The organism is Streptomyces sp. NPDC048751, assembly GCF_043198595.1.
In the GTDB taxonomy this organism is placed as follows: Bacteria; Actinomycetota; Actinomycetes; order Streptomycetales; family Streptomycetaceae; genus Streptomyces.
The window spans coordinates 186,867-205,943 of record NZ_JBICUX010000004.1; the positions used below are offsets into that span (position 1 = coordinate 186,867).

At 70.8% G+C, this 19,077-nt stretch carries 11 protein-coding genes and 1 pseudogene; 9 read left to right on the forward strand and 3 right to left on the reverse strand.

Annotation, left to right across the window (positions count from 1 at the left end; all coding sequences use genetic code 11):
- Window positions 1-11 precede the first annotated feature (11 nt).
- Window positions 12-1,280 carry an aspartate aminotransferase family protein gene (locus tag ACGFNV_RS15670; protein WP_393622776.1) on the reverse strand — a complete coding sequence of 423 codons (1,269 nt, stop codon included), beginning with the start codon at window positions 1,278-1,280 and terminating at the stop codon, window positions 12-14.
- A gap of 304 nt (window positions 1,281-1,584) precedes the next feature.
- Here ACGFNV_RS15670 and ACGFNV_RS15675 point away from each other — a divergent pair, with 304 nt between their 5' ends.
- Window positions 1,585-3,219 (forward strand): PucR family transcriptional regulator, encoded by a 1,635-nt coding sequence (locus ACGFNV_RS15675; RefSeq protein ID WP_393622778.1) that lies wholly within the window; start codon window positions 1,585-1,587, stop codon window positions 3,217-3,219.
- A gap of 13 nt (window positions 3,220-3,232) precedes the next feature.
- On the opposite strand, the gene ACGFNV_RS15680 is transcribed toward ACGFNV_RS15675, so the two are convergent.
- Window positions 3,233-3,637: a cellulose binding domain-containing protein gene (locus tag ACGFNV_RS15680; RefSeq protein WP_393622780.1), complete on the reverse strand. Its 405-nt coding sequence runs from the start codon at window positions 3,635-3,637 to the stop codon at window positions 3,233-3,235.
- Window positions 3,638-4,041: 404 nt separating this feature from the next.
- On the opposite strand from ACGFNV_RS15680, the gene ACGFNV_RS15685 reads away from it, so the two are divergent.
- Together ACGFNV_RS15685 and ACGFNV_RS15690 are read left to right on the forward strand one after the other, a co-directional pair.
- Window positions 4,042-5,649, forward strand: coding sequence for a glycoside hydrolase 43 family protein (locus ACGFNV_RS15685; protein ID WP_393623318.1), 1,608 nt, complete (start codon window positions 4,042-4,044; stop codon window positions 5,647-5,649).
- 54 nt (window positions 5,650-5,703) lie between these two features.
- Window positions 5,704-6,729 (forward strand): annotated as a pseudogene (locus ACGFNV_RS15690) (endo-1,4-beta-xylanase); the annotation flags it as partial.
- Between the two features lie 312 nt (window positions 6,730-7,041).
- Here ACGFNV_RS15690 and ACGFNV_RS15695 read toward each other — a convergent pair.
- Window positions 7,042-9,456 carry a SpoIIE family protein phosphatase gene (locus ACGFNV_RS15695; RefSeq protein ID WP_393622782.1) on the reverse strand — a complete coding sequence of 805 codons (2,415 nt, stop codon included), beginning with the start codon at window positions 9,454-9,456 and terminating at the stop codon, window positions 7,042-7,044.
- A gap of 164 nt (window positions 9,457-9,620) precedes the next feature.
- Between ACGFNV_RS15695 and ACGFNV_RS15700 the strand changes: the two genes are divergently transcribed.
- The 6 genes from ACGFNV_RS15700 (at window position 9,621) to ACGFNV_RS15725 (ending at window position 19,075) form a co-directional block, all read left to right on the forward strand.
- On the forward strand, window positions 9,621-11,084 hold the full coding sequence (locus ACGFNV_RS15700; protein WP_393623320.1) for an aldehyde dehydrogenase family protein: 1,464 nt from the start codon (window positions 9,621-9,623) through the stop codon (window positions 11,082-11,084).
- 932 nt (window positions 11,085-12,016) lie between these two features.
- On the forward strand, window positions 12,017-13,495 hold the full coding sequence (locus ACGFNV_RS15705) for a sugar transferase (protein ID WP_393622784.1): 1,479 nt from the start codon (window positions 12,017-12,019) through the stop codon (window positions 13,493-13,495).
- Window positions 13,496-13,577: 82 nt separating this feature from the next.
- Window positions 13,578-14,894, forward strand: a complete 1,317-nt coding sequence (locus ACGFNV_RS15710; RefSeq protein ID WP_393622786.1) for a nucleotide sugar dehydrogenase — start codon at window positions 13,578-13,580, stop codon at window positions 14,892-14,894.
- Window positions 14,884-16,164 carry a glycosyltransferase family 4 protein gene (locus ACGFNV_RS15715; protein ID WP_393622788.1) on the forward strand — a complete coding sequence of 427 codons (1,281 nt, stop codon included), beginning with the start codon at window positions 14,884-14,886 and terminating at the stop codon, window positions 16,162-16,164. Before ACGFNV_RS15710 ends, ACGFNV_RS15715 begins: the two co-directional genes overlap by 11 nt.
- Complete coding sequence (locus tag ACGFNV_RS15720) at window positions 16,161-17,528, forward strand: Wzz/FepE/Etk N-terminal domain-containing protein (protein WP_393622790.1); 1,368 nt, start codon at window positions 16,161-16,163, stop codon at window positions 17,526-17,528. Before ACGFNV_RS15715 ends, ACGFNV_RS15720 begins: the two co-directional genes overlap by 4 nt.
- Window positions 17,525-19,075, forward strand: coding sequence for a Wzz/FepE/Etk N-terminal domain-containing protein (locus tag ACGFNV_RS15725; RefSeq protein WP_393622792.1), 1,551 nt, complete (start codon window positions 17,525-17,527; stop codon window positions 19,073-19,075). Before ACGFNV_RS15720 ends, ACGFNV_RS15725 begins: the two co-directional genes overlap by 4 nt.
- Window positions 19,076-19,077: the final 2 nt, after the last annotated feature.

The window sequence follows — 19,077 nt, forward strand, 5'->3', positions numbered from 1 at the left end:
GGTGGTGTCCGTCATGGCCGTGCCGCTGCCGATGTGCCGATCTCGACCGCGGTCGCCCACGCCCGGAGGCCCTCGTCCACCGACGTCTCGTCGACGACGAGCGCCGGGATCATGCGTACGACCTGGTTCCAGGCCCCGCACAGCAGCAGGAGCAGGCCCTCGTCGACGGCGGCGCGCTGCACGCGGGCCGCCGTCTCGGGGTCGGGACCGCCGTCCTCGGTGACGAACTCGGTGGCCAGCATCAGACCGAGTCCGCGTACGTCCCCGATGGCGGGCGTGCGGCCGGCCACCGCCTCCAGGCCGTGGCGCAGCCGCTCGCCCATCGCCTCGGCGTTCTCGACGAGCTTCTCGTCGCGTACGACGTCGAGCGTGGCGCAGGCCGCGGCGCAGGCGACGGCGTTGGCGCCGTACGTACCGCCCTGCGAGCCGGGCCACGCCCTGGTCATCAGCTCCTCGGAGGCCGCGATGCCGGACAGCGGAAAACCGCTGGCCAGGCCCTTGGCGGTGACGAGAATGTCGGGCGTGACACCGAAGTGGTCGTGGCCCCAGAAGCGGCCGGTGCGGCCGACACCGGTCTGCACCTCGTCGAGGATCAGGAGGAAGCCATGGCGGTCTGCGCGCTCCCGCAGGCCCTGGAGGAACGCCCGGGTCGCGGGGACATAGCCGCCCTCTCCGAGGACCGGCTCGACGATGATCGCGGCCGTGTCGGCGGGCGAGGAGATCGTCTGGAGGGTGTAGTCCAACTCCCGCAGCGCGAAGCGGGTCGCGGTCTCCTCGTCCCAGCCGTAGCGGTAGGCCGACGGGAACGGGGTGACGACCACGCCGCTCATCAGCGGGGAGAAGCCGGAGCGGAACCGGGTGCCGGAGGTCGTCATGGAGGCGGCGGCCACCGTACGGCCGTGGAAGCCACCGTGGCAGACGACGATGTTCGGCCGGCCGGTGGCCTGGCGGGCCAGCCGCAGCGCGGCCTCCACCGCCTCGCTGCCGGAGTTGGTGAAGAACAGGCTGTCCAGGCCGGCCGGCAGGACCTCGCCGAGCTTGTCGACGAGCCGCCGCAGCGGCTGGTGCATGACGGTCGTGTACTGGCCGTGCACGAGCGTGGCCACCTGCTCCTGCGCCGCCGCCACGACCTTGGGATGGCAGTGTCCGGTGCTGGTGACGCCGATGCCGGCGGTGAAGTCGAGGTAGCGGCGGCCGTCCTCGCCGTAGAGGTGGACGCCCTCGCCCCGGACCGCCACCACGGGCGTGGCCTGGCGAAGGTGCGGCGACAGTGCGGTCATGATCGTCTCCCGGCCTCGGTCGTCGGTCTTCTGCGGTCTTCCGAGCATCTCCGCGGACCAGGGCCGCGCCAACGCGCGATCTGTCCGGCCGGGAGGCGCCATCCGGACGTTGTGTCAACCGGCTCGGGGCGTGCCGGGTGCCGCTTCGCGCCGGGCCGCTCCAGCGCAGGTCGTCGGGCCGCTCTTGCGCAGGTCAGCGCCGCTTGTCACAGTTGCCGGGCACTCCCCCGGGCTCTGGGCTCCGTGCCCACTGTCGGCTCCGCTCGAGAGGGGCCCCGAGCAGGGCCACCGCCATGGAGACTCCGTGAACGACAACAACCCGGCCGGCCAGGGGCCCACCCGTCCGCTCACCGTGGCCGACGTCCTGGCCCTTCCCGTCCTGGCCGCCGGACGGCCCCAGGTCGTCACCGGGACGCGGCACCTCGACCGACCCGTCAGGTGGGTCCACATCACCGAACTGACCGACCCCGCCTCCTTCCTCAAGGGCGGCGAACTCGTCCTCACGACCGGAATGCCCCTGCCGCAGGACGCGGCCGGCGTGCGCCGGTACGTCGACGAACTCGCCGACGTCGGCGCGGCGGCCCTGGTCATCGAACTCGTACGCCGCTATCACCGCCCGCCGGACGCGCTCGTCGACGCCTGCCGCCTGCGCGGCCTGCCCCTCGTCACCCTGGCCAAGGACGTCAACTTCCTTGAGGTCACCCAGGTCGTGCACGCGCTCCTGCTGGGCAACCAGACGGAGGCGATGCGCCGCACCCAGCGCATCCACGAGGCGTTCACCGCTCTCACCCTGCGCGGAGCCGGGCCGGAGGACGTGGTGCGCGCGGCGGCGGAGATGAGCGGCCGCACCGTCGTGCTGGAGAACCTGGTGCACCAGGCACTGATCTGCGAGCCGTCCGGAAGCGCGGTGGAGGAGGTGCTCACCGACTGGGAACAGCGCTCCAGAGCCACCGGGCCCGGCGACCATACGGCGGTCTGCGGCCCGGAGCGCTGGCTCACGGCACCGGTGGAGTACCAGGGTGAACGCTGGGGCCGTGTGGCCATGCTCCCCGGGCGCACCGGCGACGGGCCGCCGCCGGCCTTCGGGCCGGAGGACATCACCGTGCTGGAGAGGACCGCGATGGCCCTGACCGTCGCCCGCCTCATCCACCCCACCACGTGGGAACGCGTCGCACACCGAAACGCCCTGCGCGACCTGGTCGAACAGCGCCACCGCTCTCCGGAGGACGCCCGCGCGCGCTGTGCCGCACTGGGCCTGCCGGTCGATCGAGAGCGCTTCGTGGCGGTCCTCGTAATCCTCCGCGCAGAACACGGGGCAGCCGAGCCCGAGACGCGCCTGTTCCAGGAGCTGCGGACGGCAGGCGTCCCGGCCCTCGTGGGCGAGCTGGCCCCCGACCGCCTCGGCGTCCTGCTGGCTCTGCGTCCCTCCCAACCCTGGCGCCCCGTCGTCGAACGACTGTGCAGCACCGCACTGGCCCTGGCCGCGAAAACAGTCGTGACGGTCGGCCGCGAGGTCACCGAGCTCTCCGACACCGCCCGTTCCTTCCGCGAGGCGGCCCGCGTCGCCGAGGCCACCCCGCCCGGCCAGCCCCTTCCCCCGGGCCGGTCCTTCCACGAGCTGTCCGACATCGGCCTGCGGCGCCTGCTGTACGCACTTCGCGAGGACACCCGGATCCAGGAGTACGCCGAACGGCAGCTCGGGCGGCTCATCGACCACGACACCCAGCACGGCACCGACCTGCTGACGACCCTGCGCCACTACCTCGACGCGGCCGGCAACAAGACGACCGCCGCACGCCGGGGCGGCCTGTCCCGCGAAACCATGTACCAACGCCTGCGCACCATCGAGCGCCTCCTCGACCGCGACCTCGAATCGGGCGAACAGCGCACCGAACTCCACACGGCTCTCACGGCACTTGATGTGCTGCGAGCACACTGACGCCCCTGCCCGCTCAGGTCACGGCGCAGGGGGTGCCGTTCAGGGTGAAGGCAGTGGGCGCGGCGGTGTCGCCGGTGTGGGCGGCCTGGAAGCCGATGCCGACGGACGCTCCTGGGGCGACGGTGGCGTTGTGGGACATGTTCCTGGCCGTCACCCTGCCGGAGGCGGGCGAGTAGTCCGCGTTCCAGCCGGAGGTGACCGTCTGGCCGTCGGGCAGGGTGAAGACGAGCGACCAGCCGTCGATCGTCGTGGTGCCGGTGTTGGTGAGGGTGATGTTCGAGGTCAGGCCGGTGCTCCAGGCGCTGACGGTGTCGGTGACCCGGCAGGCCGCCGTCCCCGGCGACGGGTCGGAGGCCTGGAACTGTGTGAAGAACTTCCACACCACCGCGGCTGGAACCGGGCCATTGTCATCGTGCAACCCTCCTTGTTCGGTTGGTGCGACGCCTCATGCACGGAGAGGTGGAGGTGAGGGCTGCCACACGGTGGCGCCAGAGAATGGATGAAAGCCGCATCCTGCCAGTGCGACATGCTCATGACATCAGCAGGAAGCGATCGCAATTTCGGTCAGAATTACGATTGTCGACCCCACGGATACTAGAGAGACCTCTGCGCGTGTCAACACCATCCGGCAGGTCAGCTCTCTTCCGAGGTGCCGATGACGACCGACAGCGAGCGACCGGCCCATAATCCACTGATCCAAAGCCGCAGTTGATCTCGAAATCTTTCGACGCCAACAACGAATCATGCGATACGTATTGACGGGAGCTCTCCCATCCTCCAGGGTGCCTCCGCAGGGCCGCACAGGGAGGACGACACATGGATATGTCATGCCCTGATCAACCATGGAGCCGCCGTCGGACGCTGACCGCCGCCACCGGCCTGGTCACCGGCGCCTTCCTGCCGCTGACCTCCGGGACCGCCGTGGCCGGCGCGGAGTACACGAACCCGGTGATCTGGCAGGACTTCGCGGACGTCGACGTCATCCGCGTCGGCGCCACCTACTACGCCTCCGCCTCGACGATGCACTACTCGCCGGGCGCACCCGTCCTGCGCTCGTACGACCTGGTGAACTGGGAGATCGCCGGTCACTCGGTGCCCGTCCTCGACTTCGGCGCCAAGTACGACCTGAACGGTGCCCGTGGCTACGTCCGGGGCGTCTGGGCGTCGTCACTGGCCTACCGTCCGAGCAACAGGACGTTCTACTGGCTCGGTCAGATCGACTTCGCCAGGACGTACCTCTACACCGCCACCGCCGTCGAGGGGCCGTGGAGCAGGCTGACGACGATCAGCACGCCGTACTACGACGCGGGGCTGCTCGTCGACACCGACGACACCCTGTACGTGGCGTACGGGAACACCACCATCAGCGTGGCCCAGCTCTCGCCCGACGGCCGCAACCAGGTCCGCACGCAGCAGGTGTTCAGCACACCGTCGAGTGTCGGCACCCTCGAGGGCTCCCGCTTCTACAGGATCAACGGGCAGTACTACATCTTCCTGACCCGGCCGGCCAACGGCCAGTACGTCCTGAAGTCGTCGAACGGCCCCTTCGGTCCGTACACGATGCGACAGGTCCTCCTCGACCTGCGCGGGCCGATCCCCGGCGGTGGCGTCCCGCACCAGGGCGGGCTGGTGCAGACGCAGGGCGGCGCCTGGTACTACCTGGCCTTCGTGGACGCGTACCCCGGTGGCCGGGTACCGGTCCTCGCGCCGGTCACCTGGACCTCGGACGGCTGGCCCGTCGTACAACTGGTCAACGGCGCTTGGGGAGCCTCGTATCCCAGCCCGGCCGTGCCCACTCCACCGCGCCAGGTCACCCCCATGACCGGCGTGGACACCTTCGACGGCACGACGCTCAAGCCGAGGTGGGAGTGGAACCACAACCCGGACAACACCAAGTGGTCCGTCGACAACGGCCTGACCCTGCGGACCGCCACCGTCACCAACGACCTGTACTGGGCCCGCAACACCCTCACTCACCGCATCCAGGGTCCCACCTCCACCGCCACGGTCCAGATCGACCACTCGGCGATGCGGGACGGCGACCGGGCCGGACTCGCGCTGCTGCGTGACTCCTCCGCGTGGATCGGTGTCAAGCGCGACGGCGGCGCGACACGGGTGGTCATGGTCAACGGGCTGACCATGGACAGCAACTGGAACACCACCGGCACCGGCACCGAAGTCGCGAGCGCGCCCCTGCCGGGAGGCCGCATCTGGCTGCGCGCGGCCGCGGACATCCGCCCCGGCGCGGCACGCCCCGGAACCTTCTCCTACAGCACTGACGGCACCCATTTCACCCGCCTCGGGCCCGCCTTCTCCATGGGCAACGACTGGCGCTTCTTCATGGGCTACCGATTCGCCCTCTTCAACCACGCCACGCAGACGCTCGGTGGCACGGTCCGCGTCCTGCGGTTCGAGCTGTCGACGCCCTGATCCCATCCCACCGATCGCACAGCGCAACCCCCCACCAACCGTACGAGGAGAACCATGAACCCACTGAAGCGGCTCGGTAGTCGCCGAGCCTCGGTGTTATCCCTGGTGGCCTTGGCCGCCCTGATGACGCCCGTCGCCGCGACCGCCGCACCCGACGCCGTCCGGGCCTCCACTCTCGGCGCCCAAGCGGCCCAGTCCGGACGGTACTTCGGGACCGCCGTGGCCGCCGGAAGGCTCGGCGACGGCACGTACACCGGAATCCTGGACCGCGAGTTCAACGCGGTCACACCCGAGAACGAGATGAAATGGGACACCGTCGAGCGCTCCCGCGGCTCGTTCAACTTCGGCCCCGGTGATCAGATCGCCAACCGGGCGACGGCACGCGGTCAGCGCGTGCGCGGCCACACCCTGGTGTGGCACTCCCAGCTGCCCGGCTGGGTCGGCTCCATCAGGGACGCCAACACGCTGCGCAGCGTGATGAACAACCACATCACCCAGGTGATGAACCACTACAGGGGCAAGATCTACGCCTGGGACGTGGTCAACGAGGCCTTCGCCGACGGCGGTAGTGGCCAGATGCGCAGCTCGGTCTTCCGGGACGTGCTGGGCACCGGCTTCATCGAGGAGGCCTTCCGCACCGCGCGGTCGGCCGACCCGTCGGCCAAGCTCTGCTACAACGACTACAACATCGAGAACTGGAACGACGCCAAGACCCAGGGCGTGTACCGCATGGTCCGCGACTTCAAGGCGCGCGGCGTGCCCATCGACTGCGTCGGCCTCCAGTCCCACTTCGGCGCCGGCGGCCCACCGGCCAACTTCCAGACCACACTGGCGAACTTCGCCGCTCTCGGCGTGGACGTCCAGATCACCGAGCTGGACATCGCGCAGGCACCGACGGCCGCGTACGCGAACACGGTGAAGGCCTGCATGAACGTGGCCCGCTGCACCGGGATCACCGTCTGGGGCATCCGGGACAGCGACTCCTGGCGCAGCGGTGAGAACCCGCTGCTGTTCGACCGGGGCGGCAACAAGAAGCCCGCCTACCAGTCGGCGCTCACCGCGATGGGCGGCAGGGCCGCGTAACAGCGGGCCGGGTGGAGCGCGCCGCGGAACTTCTCTGCACCAAGGCAAGGACCCCAACGCCGGCGGCGACTACAACAGCTGGCCCTGGCGACTGGGTCTGCTCACCCAGACCAACGCGTCCTGCTGACCCCATGGGCCCCGCCCCTCGCGCGGGGCCCATGCCCACTCTCCCTACGCTTCCTGGCTTCGGGCTCAGTGCCGGTGAGCTGCAGCTCCGAGGGCCTGGCAACCCGTATCGACCGCCCCCGGCGGAATCGTGCCGGGCGGCACACGAGCCCCTCAGCCATGTCGGACAAGGCTGCCCGGCGCTCACCGGCCGGGGAGTGCCTGCTCCGCCCAGATGGTCTTGCCGTTGGTGGTGTGCCGGGCGCCCCAGCCCTGGCACGTCTGGGCGACGAGGAGCAACCCGCGGCCTCCCTCGTCGTAGGTACGGGCCCGGCGCATGTGCGGGGCGGTCGTACTGCCGTCCGACACCTCACAGATGAGGGAACGGTCGTAGATCAGCCGCAGCTTGATGGGCGGTTCGGCGTGCCGGATGGCATTGGTGACCAGTTCGCTGACCACCAGCTCGGTGACGAACGCGCATTCGTCGAGGCCCCACTCGGCCAGTTGCCGACTGGCGTTCCTGCGTGACGCGGCGACCGCCGCGGTGTCGGGTGGTACGTCCCAGGCGGCCACGTGGAAGGCGTCGAGGACGCGGGTGCGTGCCACGAGCAGCGCCACGTCGTCGGCGGGCCGGTCCGGAAGCATGGTCCGCAGCACCGCGTCGCAGGTTCTCTCCAGTGAGGTGTCGGCCGGCCGCAGCGTCCGGAGCAGTGCGTCCATGCCTTCGTCGATGTCACGAAACCGAGCCTCGACGAGACCGTCGGTGTACAGCGTGAGAACGCTGCCTTCGGGCAGTTCCAGTTCCATGGCCTCGAAGGGCAGTCCGCCCAGCCCCAAGGGAAGCCCCGCGGGGACGTCGAGGAACTCCACTCCCCCGTCCGGTGTGACCAGCGCCGGGACGGGATGCCCCGCGCGCGCCAGGGCACAGCGGCGGGAGACCGGATCGTAGACGGCGTAAAGGCACGTGGCGCCGATGTCGCCGGTGCTGTCGGCCCCTGCGGCCAGGTGGTTGACCAGGTCGTCCAGGTGGGTGAGCAGTTCGTCGGGAGGGAGGTCGACGTCGGCCAGCGTCCGGACGGCGGTCCGCAGCCGCCCCATGGTGGCCGAGGCCTGGATGCCGTGGCCGACGACATCGCCGACGACGAGGGCTACGCGGGCGCCGGACAGCGGGATGACGTCGAACCAGTCGCCGCCCACCCCTGCCTGTGCGCTGGCGGGCAGGTAGCGGGAGGCGATGTCGACGGCGGACTGCTCGGGCAGCCGTTGCGGCAGGAGGCTGCTCTGCAGGGTGAGGGATGTGGCGCGCTCGCGGGTGAACCGGCGGGCGTTGTCGATACAGAGAGCGGCCCTGTCGGTGATCTCCTGACCGAGCAGCAGGTCGTCCTGTGCGAAGGGTTCCGGGGTCCGGTGGCGGGAGAACGTGGCTACGCCCAGGGTGAGGCCGCGAGCCCGCATGGGCACGGCCAGCACCGAGTGGAAACCGAACCGCCGCATGCGTTCACCCCGCTCGGGCGTCTGTCGCAGCACGTGCTCCATGGCCTCGGCGGTGACCTGCTGGATCAGCGGCCGGCCCGCGGCCAGGCATTCGGCCGCGGCCGACTTGTCCGGGTAGACGGCCAGTGTCCCATTCGGGACCACGGCTTCGGGACAGCCTTCGAGAACCGACTGGTGGGCGACACGGCGCAGCCGCACGGGACCGCGCGGGGAGCCCGTGGGCGGGTCCTCACGGCCCTCGATGGACGGCAGCAGGTCGACGGTGACGAAGTCGGCGAGCCGCGGGACGGCCACGTCGGCGAGTTCCTGCGCGGTACGGACCAGGTCGAGCGTGCTGCCGATGCGCAGGCTCGCCTCGTTCAGCAGGTCGAGCCGCTGCCGGGCCAGGTGTTGCTCGGTCATGTCGTGCGCCGTGAGCATCACACCCTGCGTCCGGCCGTCGTCCGCCCGTACCGGCGCGAGGGACACGGTCCACACGGATGCGCGTTCATGGCCCGCGAGGTGCAGCGAGAGCTGGAGGTCCTGCCGTTCACCGGTCTCCAGCGCACGTCGCATGTGCTGCTCCGTGCGGTCGGCCTGCGGGTGGTGCACGATCTCCGAGACGCGCAGGCCGCGCATCGCCTCCTCGGGCAGGCCGAGCACCCTTTCCATGTCCGCGTTGGCCCTGACCAGCCGCAAGCGGGTGTCGTACAGCGCCGTCGTGCAGGTGGACTGGGTGAAGCTCCTCGTGAGGAACGCGTCGTCGTCGGGACTCACCCCGGGGCGGGTGACCGCCGTGAGCAGCAGCCACTCGCCGTGGCCACCGCCGTATTGCCGAAGGTGCGCCAGGAGATTCACGGTCAGGGAGTGTCCCGCGCGGTGCAGCAGCGTCACCCTCCCGTTCCACCTGGGGCGCGTCGGCAGGGAACTCAGTACGTCGGGCGGGAGTCCGTCGGGGAGCAGCGCGGCCCCGGGCCGGCCGACGACCTCCGAGGCCCGGTAGCCGAGCAGCCTGCGTGCCCCTTCGTTCCATCCCGTGACGATGCCGTGCTCGTCCACGACGGCCTTCGCGGTGGCGGCCTCGTCGACGACCTCCTTCGACGAGGCACGGCCGTCCTCCCCCGGGACGGACGCAGATCTCGCCATGAAGCCTCAACCCGCCTCACCCGCTAGGCATTCTTACTCCTTAGTCAAGATATGTCCCAAAAATGACAGATGCCCCCTTCCCGGGTTGAATGGACGGGAACGCTGAACCGGCGTATGGGCAGGCCGGGGCCCGAATCCACTGATCAGGGGCGGAGGGCGTGACCATGACCGTCACCGGCGTGCGGACCTGGCCGAACGTGGCCGAGTGGACCGGGAGGATCTACAGCGAGGGCTGGCGGACCGCCGAGGGCGGCATCCTCCGGGTGATCGAACCGGCCACCGGCGAGCCACTGGCGGAGGTGGGCGCGGCCGCTCCGGCGGATGTCGAACGGGCCGGTGCCCGGGCCGCCCGGGCCGCGTCGGGATGGGCGGCGACCACGACGTCCGAACGTGTCGACGTGCTGACGCGTGCCGCGCGTGCCCTGCGTGAGCACAGTGGGGCGGTCCGTGAATGGATCGTCCGGGAGTCGGGGGGCGTCCCGGCCAAGGGCGACTACGAGATCGCGGCCGGGCTCGGTCAGCTGCAGCACGCCGTCGGGCTCGCCTCACAGCCCCTCGGCGAGGTCCTCACACCGCAGGTGCCCGGCGGGACGAGTCTGGCGTGGCGGGTGCCGCTGGGGGTGGTGGGTGTCATCACCCCCTGGAACGCGCCGCTGCTGTTCGCGATGCGGGCCTTGGCGCCCGCACTGGGCCTCGGCAACGCCGCGCTGCTCAAGCCCGACCCTCTCACCCCGGTCTCCGGCGGTGTCCTCGTCGCGCAGCTGTTTCGGGAGGCCGGGCTGCCCGAGGGCGTCCTGCACGTCCTTCCCGGCGACGTGGAGACCGGGCGTGCGGTCGCCGCCGACCGGCACGTCACGATGGTCTCCTTCACCGGCTCCACCGAAGCCGGCCGGGAAGTGGCCCGGGTCGCGGGGGAAGGGCTCAAGCGCGTGTCCCTGGAGCTGGGAGGCAAGAACTCGATCGTCGTCCTGGAGGACGCGGACGTGGAGGCGGCCGCCGCGGCAGGGGCCATCAGCTCGTTCGGCTATCAGGGCCAGGCCTGTGTCGCGGCCGGACGCCATGTGGTCCACGCGGACGTCGTCGAGGCGTACACCGAGGCGCTGATCCGGCAGGCGAAGGCGCTGCGGATCGGCGACCCCCGCGACGACGGTGTGGTGATCGGCCCTGTCATCAGTGAGCGGCAGGCGGCCCGGATCGAGCGGATCGTGGACGAGAGCGTGGCCGCCGGAGCACGCTTGCTGGCCGGAGGCACCCGCGCGGGGCTCTTCTACCCGCCCACCGTGCTGGACCGCGTCGACCGGACCATGCCCGCCTTCACCGAGGAGATCTTCGGACCGGTCGCCCCGGTCATCCCGTTCCGCACCGTGGACCAGGCCGTAGAGGTCGCCAACGACACCGCGTACGGCCTTACCGCCGCCGTCCACTCCCGGTCCGTACCTCGTGCGACCGCCGTCGCGCAGCGGCTGCGTACCGGCATGATCCACATCAATGACGTGTCCGCCAAGGACGCCGCGAACGCGCCCTTCGGCGGCATGGGCGTCTCGGGCAACGCCTCCCGCATCGGCGGCACCGCCAGCCTGGAGCAGTTCACGCAGTGGCGCTGGATGACGGCACCCGGGCCGTTGTGACCCCCTGGTGGGGGCGGCGGTCATCGGCCAGGCCGGGGCCACTCCGGCCGACGTGGAGGCATACGGGCGATGCCCTCCGCGGCCGCCACCCGCCATCCGTGAGATTCCGTCAAAGACGTTCGATGAGGGGAACATCGGATGACGGACCGCCGCCCTCGCACATCGTGCGTTTCGCGACTCCGCCTCGGGTCAGCGCGATCGACATCGCAGGTCACGCGACCCGTCCGGCTTCGCCTCTTCCCACGCCACGAAACAGGTCGAACAGACCAAGGACTTCCGCACTCCGCTTGCGAGACCGCGCGGACGGCGGGAAGTCGTTGTCGCGCCGGACGCCGCAGGAGCCCCACTGCAGCTCACCGGTCACTACCACGGAGAAGCTACGCCCGGGGGCAGGGCGAGCCAATGGAGCACGGCGGTGGCGTAAAGCCACCGGTAGGCGGTCGCCCATCGTGTGGATCAAGTCTGAAAGCTTCAGCACAAATTACACACATCCTCTCTTCATACCGGCCCCTGATGGTCTAGATTGACCGTGCTTCAGCTGATCGGACACGAGGCGACCACTAATGATTCATAGGTCCGGCGTTGCGGAAAACCAGCAGTTGCGTCCCCGGCGCCGGGCGTGGGGGTGATCAATTCTTTGGACCCGAGGGGGGGCCTTGGGTGCGGGGAGCACCCGGGGTTTCAACGAGTTTCCGCGCGCCTCGAGCATCTGGCCGGACAAGCGGGCCTGCTGCCGCCAGGTGGGTTGTTCAAGTAGCTCTGCGACAGCCGGTATGTCATGCGCGGGAGGCGGGGGCCTCCCGTGAGGAGGAGCAGCGCGGCGCGGGGGCGGGGGCCTCCCGCGGGCGGAACTGCGGGGGGCGAAGCCTCTCGCGGGGGGAGGAACAGTGTTGGGCGAACACGTCGAATCACTGGGGAACCTGGGGGGTTCTGTGCGGCAAGGGGGCGTAGTCAGCCCGTTTCCGTCGGCGCACGAGCGTCTGGCGGACGGGGCAATCAACCAGCCGCCGATCGAATGGGAGCAGCGGTACCGCCGTACCGTGATCACCAGCGACAGCGCGGCCACGGCCTTCGTGGCGACGGCGATCGGCAACTTCTTCGGGGCCCGGGACGCGGCCAACTGGCATGAGAAGTGGGGCATCCTCGCATTCGGCACCGAGTTGCTGGTGCTGGGGGCGCTTGCCGTGGGCCGGGCGTGGGCTCCGGCCGTGCTCGGCCAGGGCGCCGAGGAATTCCGCCGGCTCGGACGCTCGCTGTTCGCGGCGACCGTCGTACTGGCACTCGGCGGGATCGCCCTGACCTCGCGCAACATCAAGCTCTGGATCTTCGTCGCGATCCCGGCGATCGCGATCGTCACCATGACCGCGCGGTATCTGCTGCGCCTCTCGCTGCACAGACAACGGAAGGAAGGCCGGTGCCTGAGACCGGTGCTCGCGGCCGGGAGCCCGGCGACCGTGCGCGACCTGATCACCCGGACCCGCAAGTTCCCGCACCTCGGCTGGCGCGTGGACGCGGTGTGCACGACGGACGGTCCCGGGCTCGACGGTGACCAACTGGACGGAGTGCCGGTCATCGGCCTACTGGCGGACGTCGCGGGCCACGTCCGCCGCGACGGCTACCGTGTCGTCGCGGTCACACCGGACCCGCACTGGTCACCGGACCGATTGCAGCGGCTGGCCTGGAACCTCGAAGGCAGCGACGCCGAGATGGTCGTGGCCCCTGTGCTGATGGAGGTGGCGGGCCCGCGGCTGCACGTCGACGCGGTGCTCGGGATCCCGCTGCTGCGGGTCAGCATGCCGACCTTCAGCGGGGGCCGCCGGGCAGTCAAAGCGGTCGTCGACCGAGTAGGCGCAACGTTTCTGCTGATGCTGTTCGCGCCGCTGATGGTGTTCGTCGCGCTGCTCGTGCTGGTGGACAGCCGGGGCGGGGCGTTCTACCGCCAGCGCAGGGTCGGCAAGGACGGCCGCGAGTTCACCATTCTCAAGTTCCGCACCATGGTCGCCGGGGCTCACGGGACACGTGCCGAGCTGGCCGACCGCAACGAGGGCGCCGGCCTGCTGTTCAAGCTCCGCCGGGATCCGCGGGTGACCCGGGTGGGAGCAGTGCTGCGCCGGTACTCCATCGACGAACTCCCGCAGCTTTTCAACGTGCTCACCGGATCGATGTCGCTCGTCGGTCCGCGGCCTCCGCTGCCGGAGGAGTCCGCCGCGTACGGCCCGGACATCCGGCGGCGGCTGCTGGTCAAGCCCGGACTCACCGGCCTGTGGCAGATCAGCGGACGCAGCGACCTGTCGTGGGAGGAGGCGGTCCGACTGGACCTCCGGTACGTGGAGGACTGGTCGCTCGCCCTGGACACGGTGATCTTGTGGAAGACGCTGCGTGCGGTGCTCCACGGCCAGGGGGCCTACTGATGCGCGGGGGACGGCGACCGGTCGGTCCCGCCGACGCGCGGACCGCAGGCCACAAGGGCCTGCCTGGGGGGAGGAACGGGTCATGAGAGTCAGCGTTTTCGGGCTCGGCTACGTGGGCTGCGTGTCGGCCGCGTGCCTGGCCAGCATGGGCCACGAGGTCATCGGGGTGGACGTCAACCAGGTGAAGATCGACCTGGTCAACGACGGCAAGGCCCCGGTGGTCGAGGAGCGGATCGGCGAACTCATCAGCGAGGTCGTGCGGAGCGGCGCGCTGCGCGCCACCGCCGACGTCCGTGAGGCGATCATGGACAGCGAGGTGTCGCTGGTCTGCGTGGGCACCCCGTCGGAGCCCAACGGCAGCCTGTGCACCACGTATCTGGAGCGGGTCACCGAGCAGATCGGCGCGGCGCTGGCCGAGCGGGGCGGGCGGCACACCGTCGTGTTCCGCAGCACCATGCTCCCCGGCACCTGCCTGAACCTGCTGGTGCCGATCCTGGAGAAGTACGTGGGCGGCACGGCCGGGGTGGACATCGGGGTCGCGGTCAACCCGGAGTTCCTGCGCGAGGGCACGAGCGTGCGGGACTTCTTCGACCCGCCCAAGACCGTCATCGGCGAGCTCGACCCGGCAAGCGGCGACGCGGTGTTGGCGCTGTACGAGGGTCTGCCCGGCGAGGTGTTCCGGGTGCCGGTCCCGACGGCCGAGGCGATCAAGTACGCGGACAACGCGTTCCACGGCCTCAAGATCGGCTTCGCGAACGAGCTGGGCGCGGTGTGCCAGGCGCTCGGGGTGGACTCGCACCAGGTCATGGACGTGTTCCTGGCCGACCGCAAGCTGAACATCAGCCCCGCCTACCTGCGGCCCGGCTTCGCCTTCGGTGGCTCCTGCCTGCCCAAGGACCTGCGCAGCCTGGTCCACGCGGCCCAGCGGGCCGACGTCTCGGTGCCCATCCTCGCCCATGTGCTGCCCTCCAACGCCGACCATCTGCAGCGCGCGGTGGAGTTGGTCGAGCGCACCGGCAAGCGCCGGGTGGGCCTGTTCGGGTTGTCGTTCAAACCCGGCACCGACGACCTCCGAGAGAGCCCGCTCGTCGAGCTGGCGGAGAGGCTCTACGGCAAGGGGTACGACCTGAAGATCTACGACGCCAACGTGAGCCTCTCCCGGCTGCTCGGCGCGAACCGCGAGTACATCGAGAACCGGCTGCCGCACCTCGCGCAGCTGCTCGCGCAGTCCGTCGAGGACGTGCTGGAACACGCCGAGGTGTGCCTGGTCGGGACCAGGGACCCGGCGGTGCTGTCGGCGCTGCCCCATGGCGACACCCCGGTGATCGTCGACCTCGTCCGCCTTCCCGACGCCGAGGCGCGCCGGGCCGAACCGGGGTACATGGGCCTTGCTTGGTAACACGTCGTTCGGTGACACAGCCCGCGGCGACGGGTCGGGCCGGCGCGCGCTGATTCTGGTGGAGAACCTGTCGGTGCCGTTCGACCGGCGGGTGTGGCAGGAGTGCACGACGCTGCGTGACGCGGGCTGGACGGTGCACGTCATCTGTCCGCAGGGGAGCAAGCGGGACACGGAGCCGGAGGCGGAGATCGACGGGGTGCGGATCCACCGCTACCCGTTGCGCGCGGCCACCGGGGGGCCGGCCGGCTACCTGCGGGAGTACGGGTCGGCGTTGTGGCACACGGTCCGGCTGGCCCGGAAGGTCGGCCCGGTCGACGTGGTCCACGCCTGCAACCCGCCCGACCTGCTGTTCCTGCCGGCCCTGTGGCTGAAGCGGCGCGGCGCGCGGTTCGTCTTCGACCAGCACGACCTGGTGCCCGAGCTGTACCTGTCCCGGTTCGACCGTGGCAAGGATCTGCTCTACCGCGCCGTGTGCGCGCTGGAACGGCGGACCTACCGGGCCGCGGACATCGTGCTCGCCACGAACGAGAGCTACCGGGACGTCGCGGTGCGCCGTGGCGGCCGGCGGCCGGAGGACGTCTTCGTGGTGCGCAGCGCGCCCCAGATCGACCGGTTCCAACCGGTGCCGTCCGAGCCGGAGTTGAAGCGCGGCAAGCCGCATCTGCTGTGCTATCTGGGCGTGATGGGCCCGCAGGACGGCGTCGACTACGCCTTGCGGGCCCTGGCGAAGCTGCGCGACGAGCTCGGGCGGACCGACTGGCACGCGGTGTTCGTCGGCTCCGGGGACGCCTTCGACGCGATGGTGGAGCTGTCCCGGCGGCTCGGGCTCTCGGAGCAGGTGCAGTTCACCGGGCGCATCCCGGATGCCGACCTGGTGCGCTACCTGTCCACCGCGGACGTGTGCCTCTCCCCCGACCCGCGCAATCCGCTCAACGACGTGTCGACCATGAACAAGGTCCTGGAGTACATGGCGATGGGCCGGCCGATCGTCTCGTTCGACCTGAAGGAGGCGCGCGTCTCCGCCGGTGACGCCGCCGTCTACGCGCCCGCCAACGACGAGGCCCACTTCGCCAAGCACATCGCGGTGTTGCTGGACGATCCGGAGAAGCGGGCCCGGATGGGCAAGATCGGCCAGGACCGGGTCAGCGGGCCGCTCTCCTGGCGGAACTCACAAGCGTCGCTGCTCGCCGCCTATGCCGCTGCCTGCCGTGACCACGCTCCGGTGTCGGCGGGCGACCCGGACCGGGCACAGAGGAGACGGCGTCGTTGAGCGATGAAACCATACGCCTGGTCACGATCGGGCGGCTCGTCCGCCGGCGCTGGCGGCTGCTCACCATCCTCACCGTGGTCGGTGCGCTCGTCGGCTACGGCACCTCTGTGCTGATCCCGCCGCGTTACACGACGTCGGCGTCGGTCCTGCTGCCGGGGGCGTGGGAGGAGCGCGAGCTCCTGACTCAGACGGAGATCGCGACCAGTTCGGTGGTGGTCGACCGCGTGGCTGCCACGCTCGGCTGGGCCGGGGTCAGCGGCAGGGACTTGCGGGACCGGGTGAGCGCCACGGCCGCCGACGGGAACATCATCAAGATCTCGGGCACGGCCGACACCCCGGAGCGCGCGCAGCAGCTCTCCGACCGGGTGGCCCGGCAGTTCGTCACCTACGCCGCGGGGATCACGAAAGGCAGTACCGACTCCGAGGCGGCCACGGAGACCGAGGCGCTGCGGAAGCAGGTGGCCGAGACCAACCGCCGCATCACCGACCTGGCCAAGGCGGCCGACCCGGGGCAGACCGTGGAGAGCGTGCAGGCCCGCACCGAGCTCGAGAACCTGCGCACCTCGCTGGAGGAGGCCATGAAGAAGCTGGACGAGGCCGACCCGGCGACCGACAAGGGAAACATGGTCGTCATGGGGCCGGCCGCCCGGCCGACCGGCGAGGCGCCGCCGACGAGGACGCAGCTCATCGTCGCCGGGGCGCTGCTGTTCTTCCTGCTCGCGGTCATCTGCCATCTCGTCGCCGCACGGATGAACCGCCGACCGCGCACCGAACCGGAGATCGCCGCGGCACTGGGCTCGGTACCGCTGGGTACCGTCGACGTGCCCGGTGAACGGTCCGCTCACCGGCCGGAAGGCGGGGGCCCACGAGCCTGGATCCGCCGGCTCCTCGGCGTCGACGGACGCTGGGACATACCGACCCCGCAGAGGTCCGGCGACGAGGCCGGCAGACGGATCCGCTACCGGCGGGTGTGTGCTCGCCTCCGGGAACAGCTGCCGACTCCCCGGCGGCTCCTGGTCGTCGTACCGGACGGCGACGAGGTCGCCCGCCGAGCCGCCGGGCAGCTCGTCGCCGAGGCCAAGGGCGATCCGCTGCTGCGGGTGGTGGAGGTGTCGGTGGACCGGCCGATGGTGCCGGACCGCGACACCGAGTCCGGTGCCGTGGTGGTCCTCAGCGCGGGCAGCTGGACCGCGGAGGAGCTCACCGGCATCGCCGCGGCGTGCGCGGACGGCAGGCACGAGGTCGTCGGCGTCGTCGTCGCCGGCACGGTCCGGGCCCGCTCCACGCGGTCCGCCGACCAACTGCCGGACGACGCCACCTTGGCGCTCGCGGTGCGCGGCCACGCGACGGGAGGTTCAGCGTGACGACAAGCACGACTTCTGAGTCGCCCGCCGTTCCGCTCCTCGACTTGCAGGCGCTGGTGGTGGCGGTGCGCAGGCGCCGCCGCCTGTGGGGCGCCCTGGCGCTCCTCGGCCTGCTGGCCGGCGCGGCGATGGCGGTCCTGATACCGCCGCCGCCGAGCGCGACGACCAAGGTACTGGTCGCGCACGAGGACGACCAGCCGAACGACACCGGAACGCTGATCCGCACCGACGTCGCGCTGCTGCAGACGACGCGGGTCGCCGACATGGCCCTGAAGTCCCTCGAGTCCACCGAGAAACCCGAGGACTTCATGCGGGACTACCGGGGCACCGGCCTGACCAACAACCTGCTGCAGATCGATGTGACCGGCGACAGCGACAAGAAAGCGGTGGCCCGGGCCAAGGCGCTGGCCGACGCGTTCGTCGCGGACCACGTGAAACGGATGCAGGAAGCCGCGAAGGCCGAGGCCAAGGCCCTGCTCGACCAGCGCGACCGCATGCGGGACGAGCTCGCCCAGGTCAACAAGGACATCGGGGACCGGTCACCGGACAGCGACCCGCAGGCGTCGGCGAACATCGAGTCGCTCTTCGCCCGCCGGGCCGAACTCAACTCGCGCATCTCGGATTTCGACCAGCGCGCCTCGGAGGCCCGCACCGGTACGCCCAAGGTCGTCGCCGGCACGCAGATCGTGGACGCTCCGCGCGCGGTACGGCACTCCCTGCCCAAGGCCGCTGCCACGGACGCCGCGATCGGGCTCGTCCTCGGGCTCGTCCTCGGGCTCACGCTGGCCGCGGTCGGCACGGTGGTGGCGGACCGCCCCGTGCTGCGCCGGGACATCGCGGCGAACCTGGGCGCCTCGGTCATCGCGGAGCTGCCCCGCCGGTCGGGCAGGCTGTGGCGGCGCCGACGGACCCGGGCGGCACACGAACGGCTGACCGCGTCCCTGGCCCGTACCGTGCGCGGCTCCGCGGAACCGTTGTCACTGCTGGAACTGGGCTGTGCGCGCAGCACGAGCGTGATCGCATTGAACGTCGCCAGGGCACTGGTGGCTGAGGGGCCCGTGGTCGTCATCGACGGTCTGCCCGGCCCGCAGCTCTCCGGCCGCCGCCCGAGGCCAGGAGACCCCACCGTGGTCAGCGGCGCGCGTGCCGCGGCCGCGCCGGACCAGGGGCGTCTGCTCGGCGTCGGCTCCGTCGCACCCGGCACCGCCTGGACCGACCTCCAGTACCTCGGCACCCAGACCGTGCTCGTGGTACGTGCCGGGCACGGCAGCGCCGCATGGCTGCACACCGTGGCGCGGCAGCTCACGGACCAGCGCATTCCGGTGATCGGTGTGGTGCTGATCGACCCCGATCCCCGGGACCGGACCGACGGCACCCTGTGGGACGGGCTGCACATCGCGCTGCGCGGCCAGACCGAGCGGCTGGCCCGACAGAACGGTGGGGGTACCTCCCACGCCGTTCAGGCAGTGGGGGAAGGCCGGCGGCATACGGAGCGGCTGCCGATGTGGGCGGCACGGGTCCCGGACAGCAACCAGGAGGCGCGGTAGCA

Excerpts from the sequence above, each read along its gene's own strand:
- ACGFNV_RS15670 (WP_393622776.1), bottom strand. The coding sequence starts at position 1,280 with ATGACCGCACTGTCGCCGCACCTTCGCCAGGCCACGCCCGTGGTGGCG.
- ACGFNV_RS15685 (WP_393623318.1), top strand. The coding sequence starts at position 4,042 with ATGTCATGCCCTGATCAACCATGGAGCCGCCGTCGGACGCTGACCGCC.
- ACGFNV_RS15695 (WP_393622782.1), bottom strand. The coding sequence starts at position 9,456 with ATGGCGAGATCTGCGTCCGTCCCGGGGGAGGACGGCCGTGCCTCGTCG.
- ACGFNV_RS15700 (WP_393623320.1), top strand. The coding sequence starts at position 9,621 with ATGACCGTCACCGGCGTGCGGACCTGGCCGAACGTGGCCGAGTGGACC.
- ACGFNV_RS15710 (WP_393622786.1), top strand. The coding sequence starts at position 13,578 with ATGAGAGTCAGCGTTTTCGGGCTCGGCTACGTGGGCTGCGTGTCGGCC.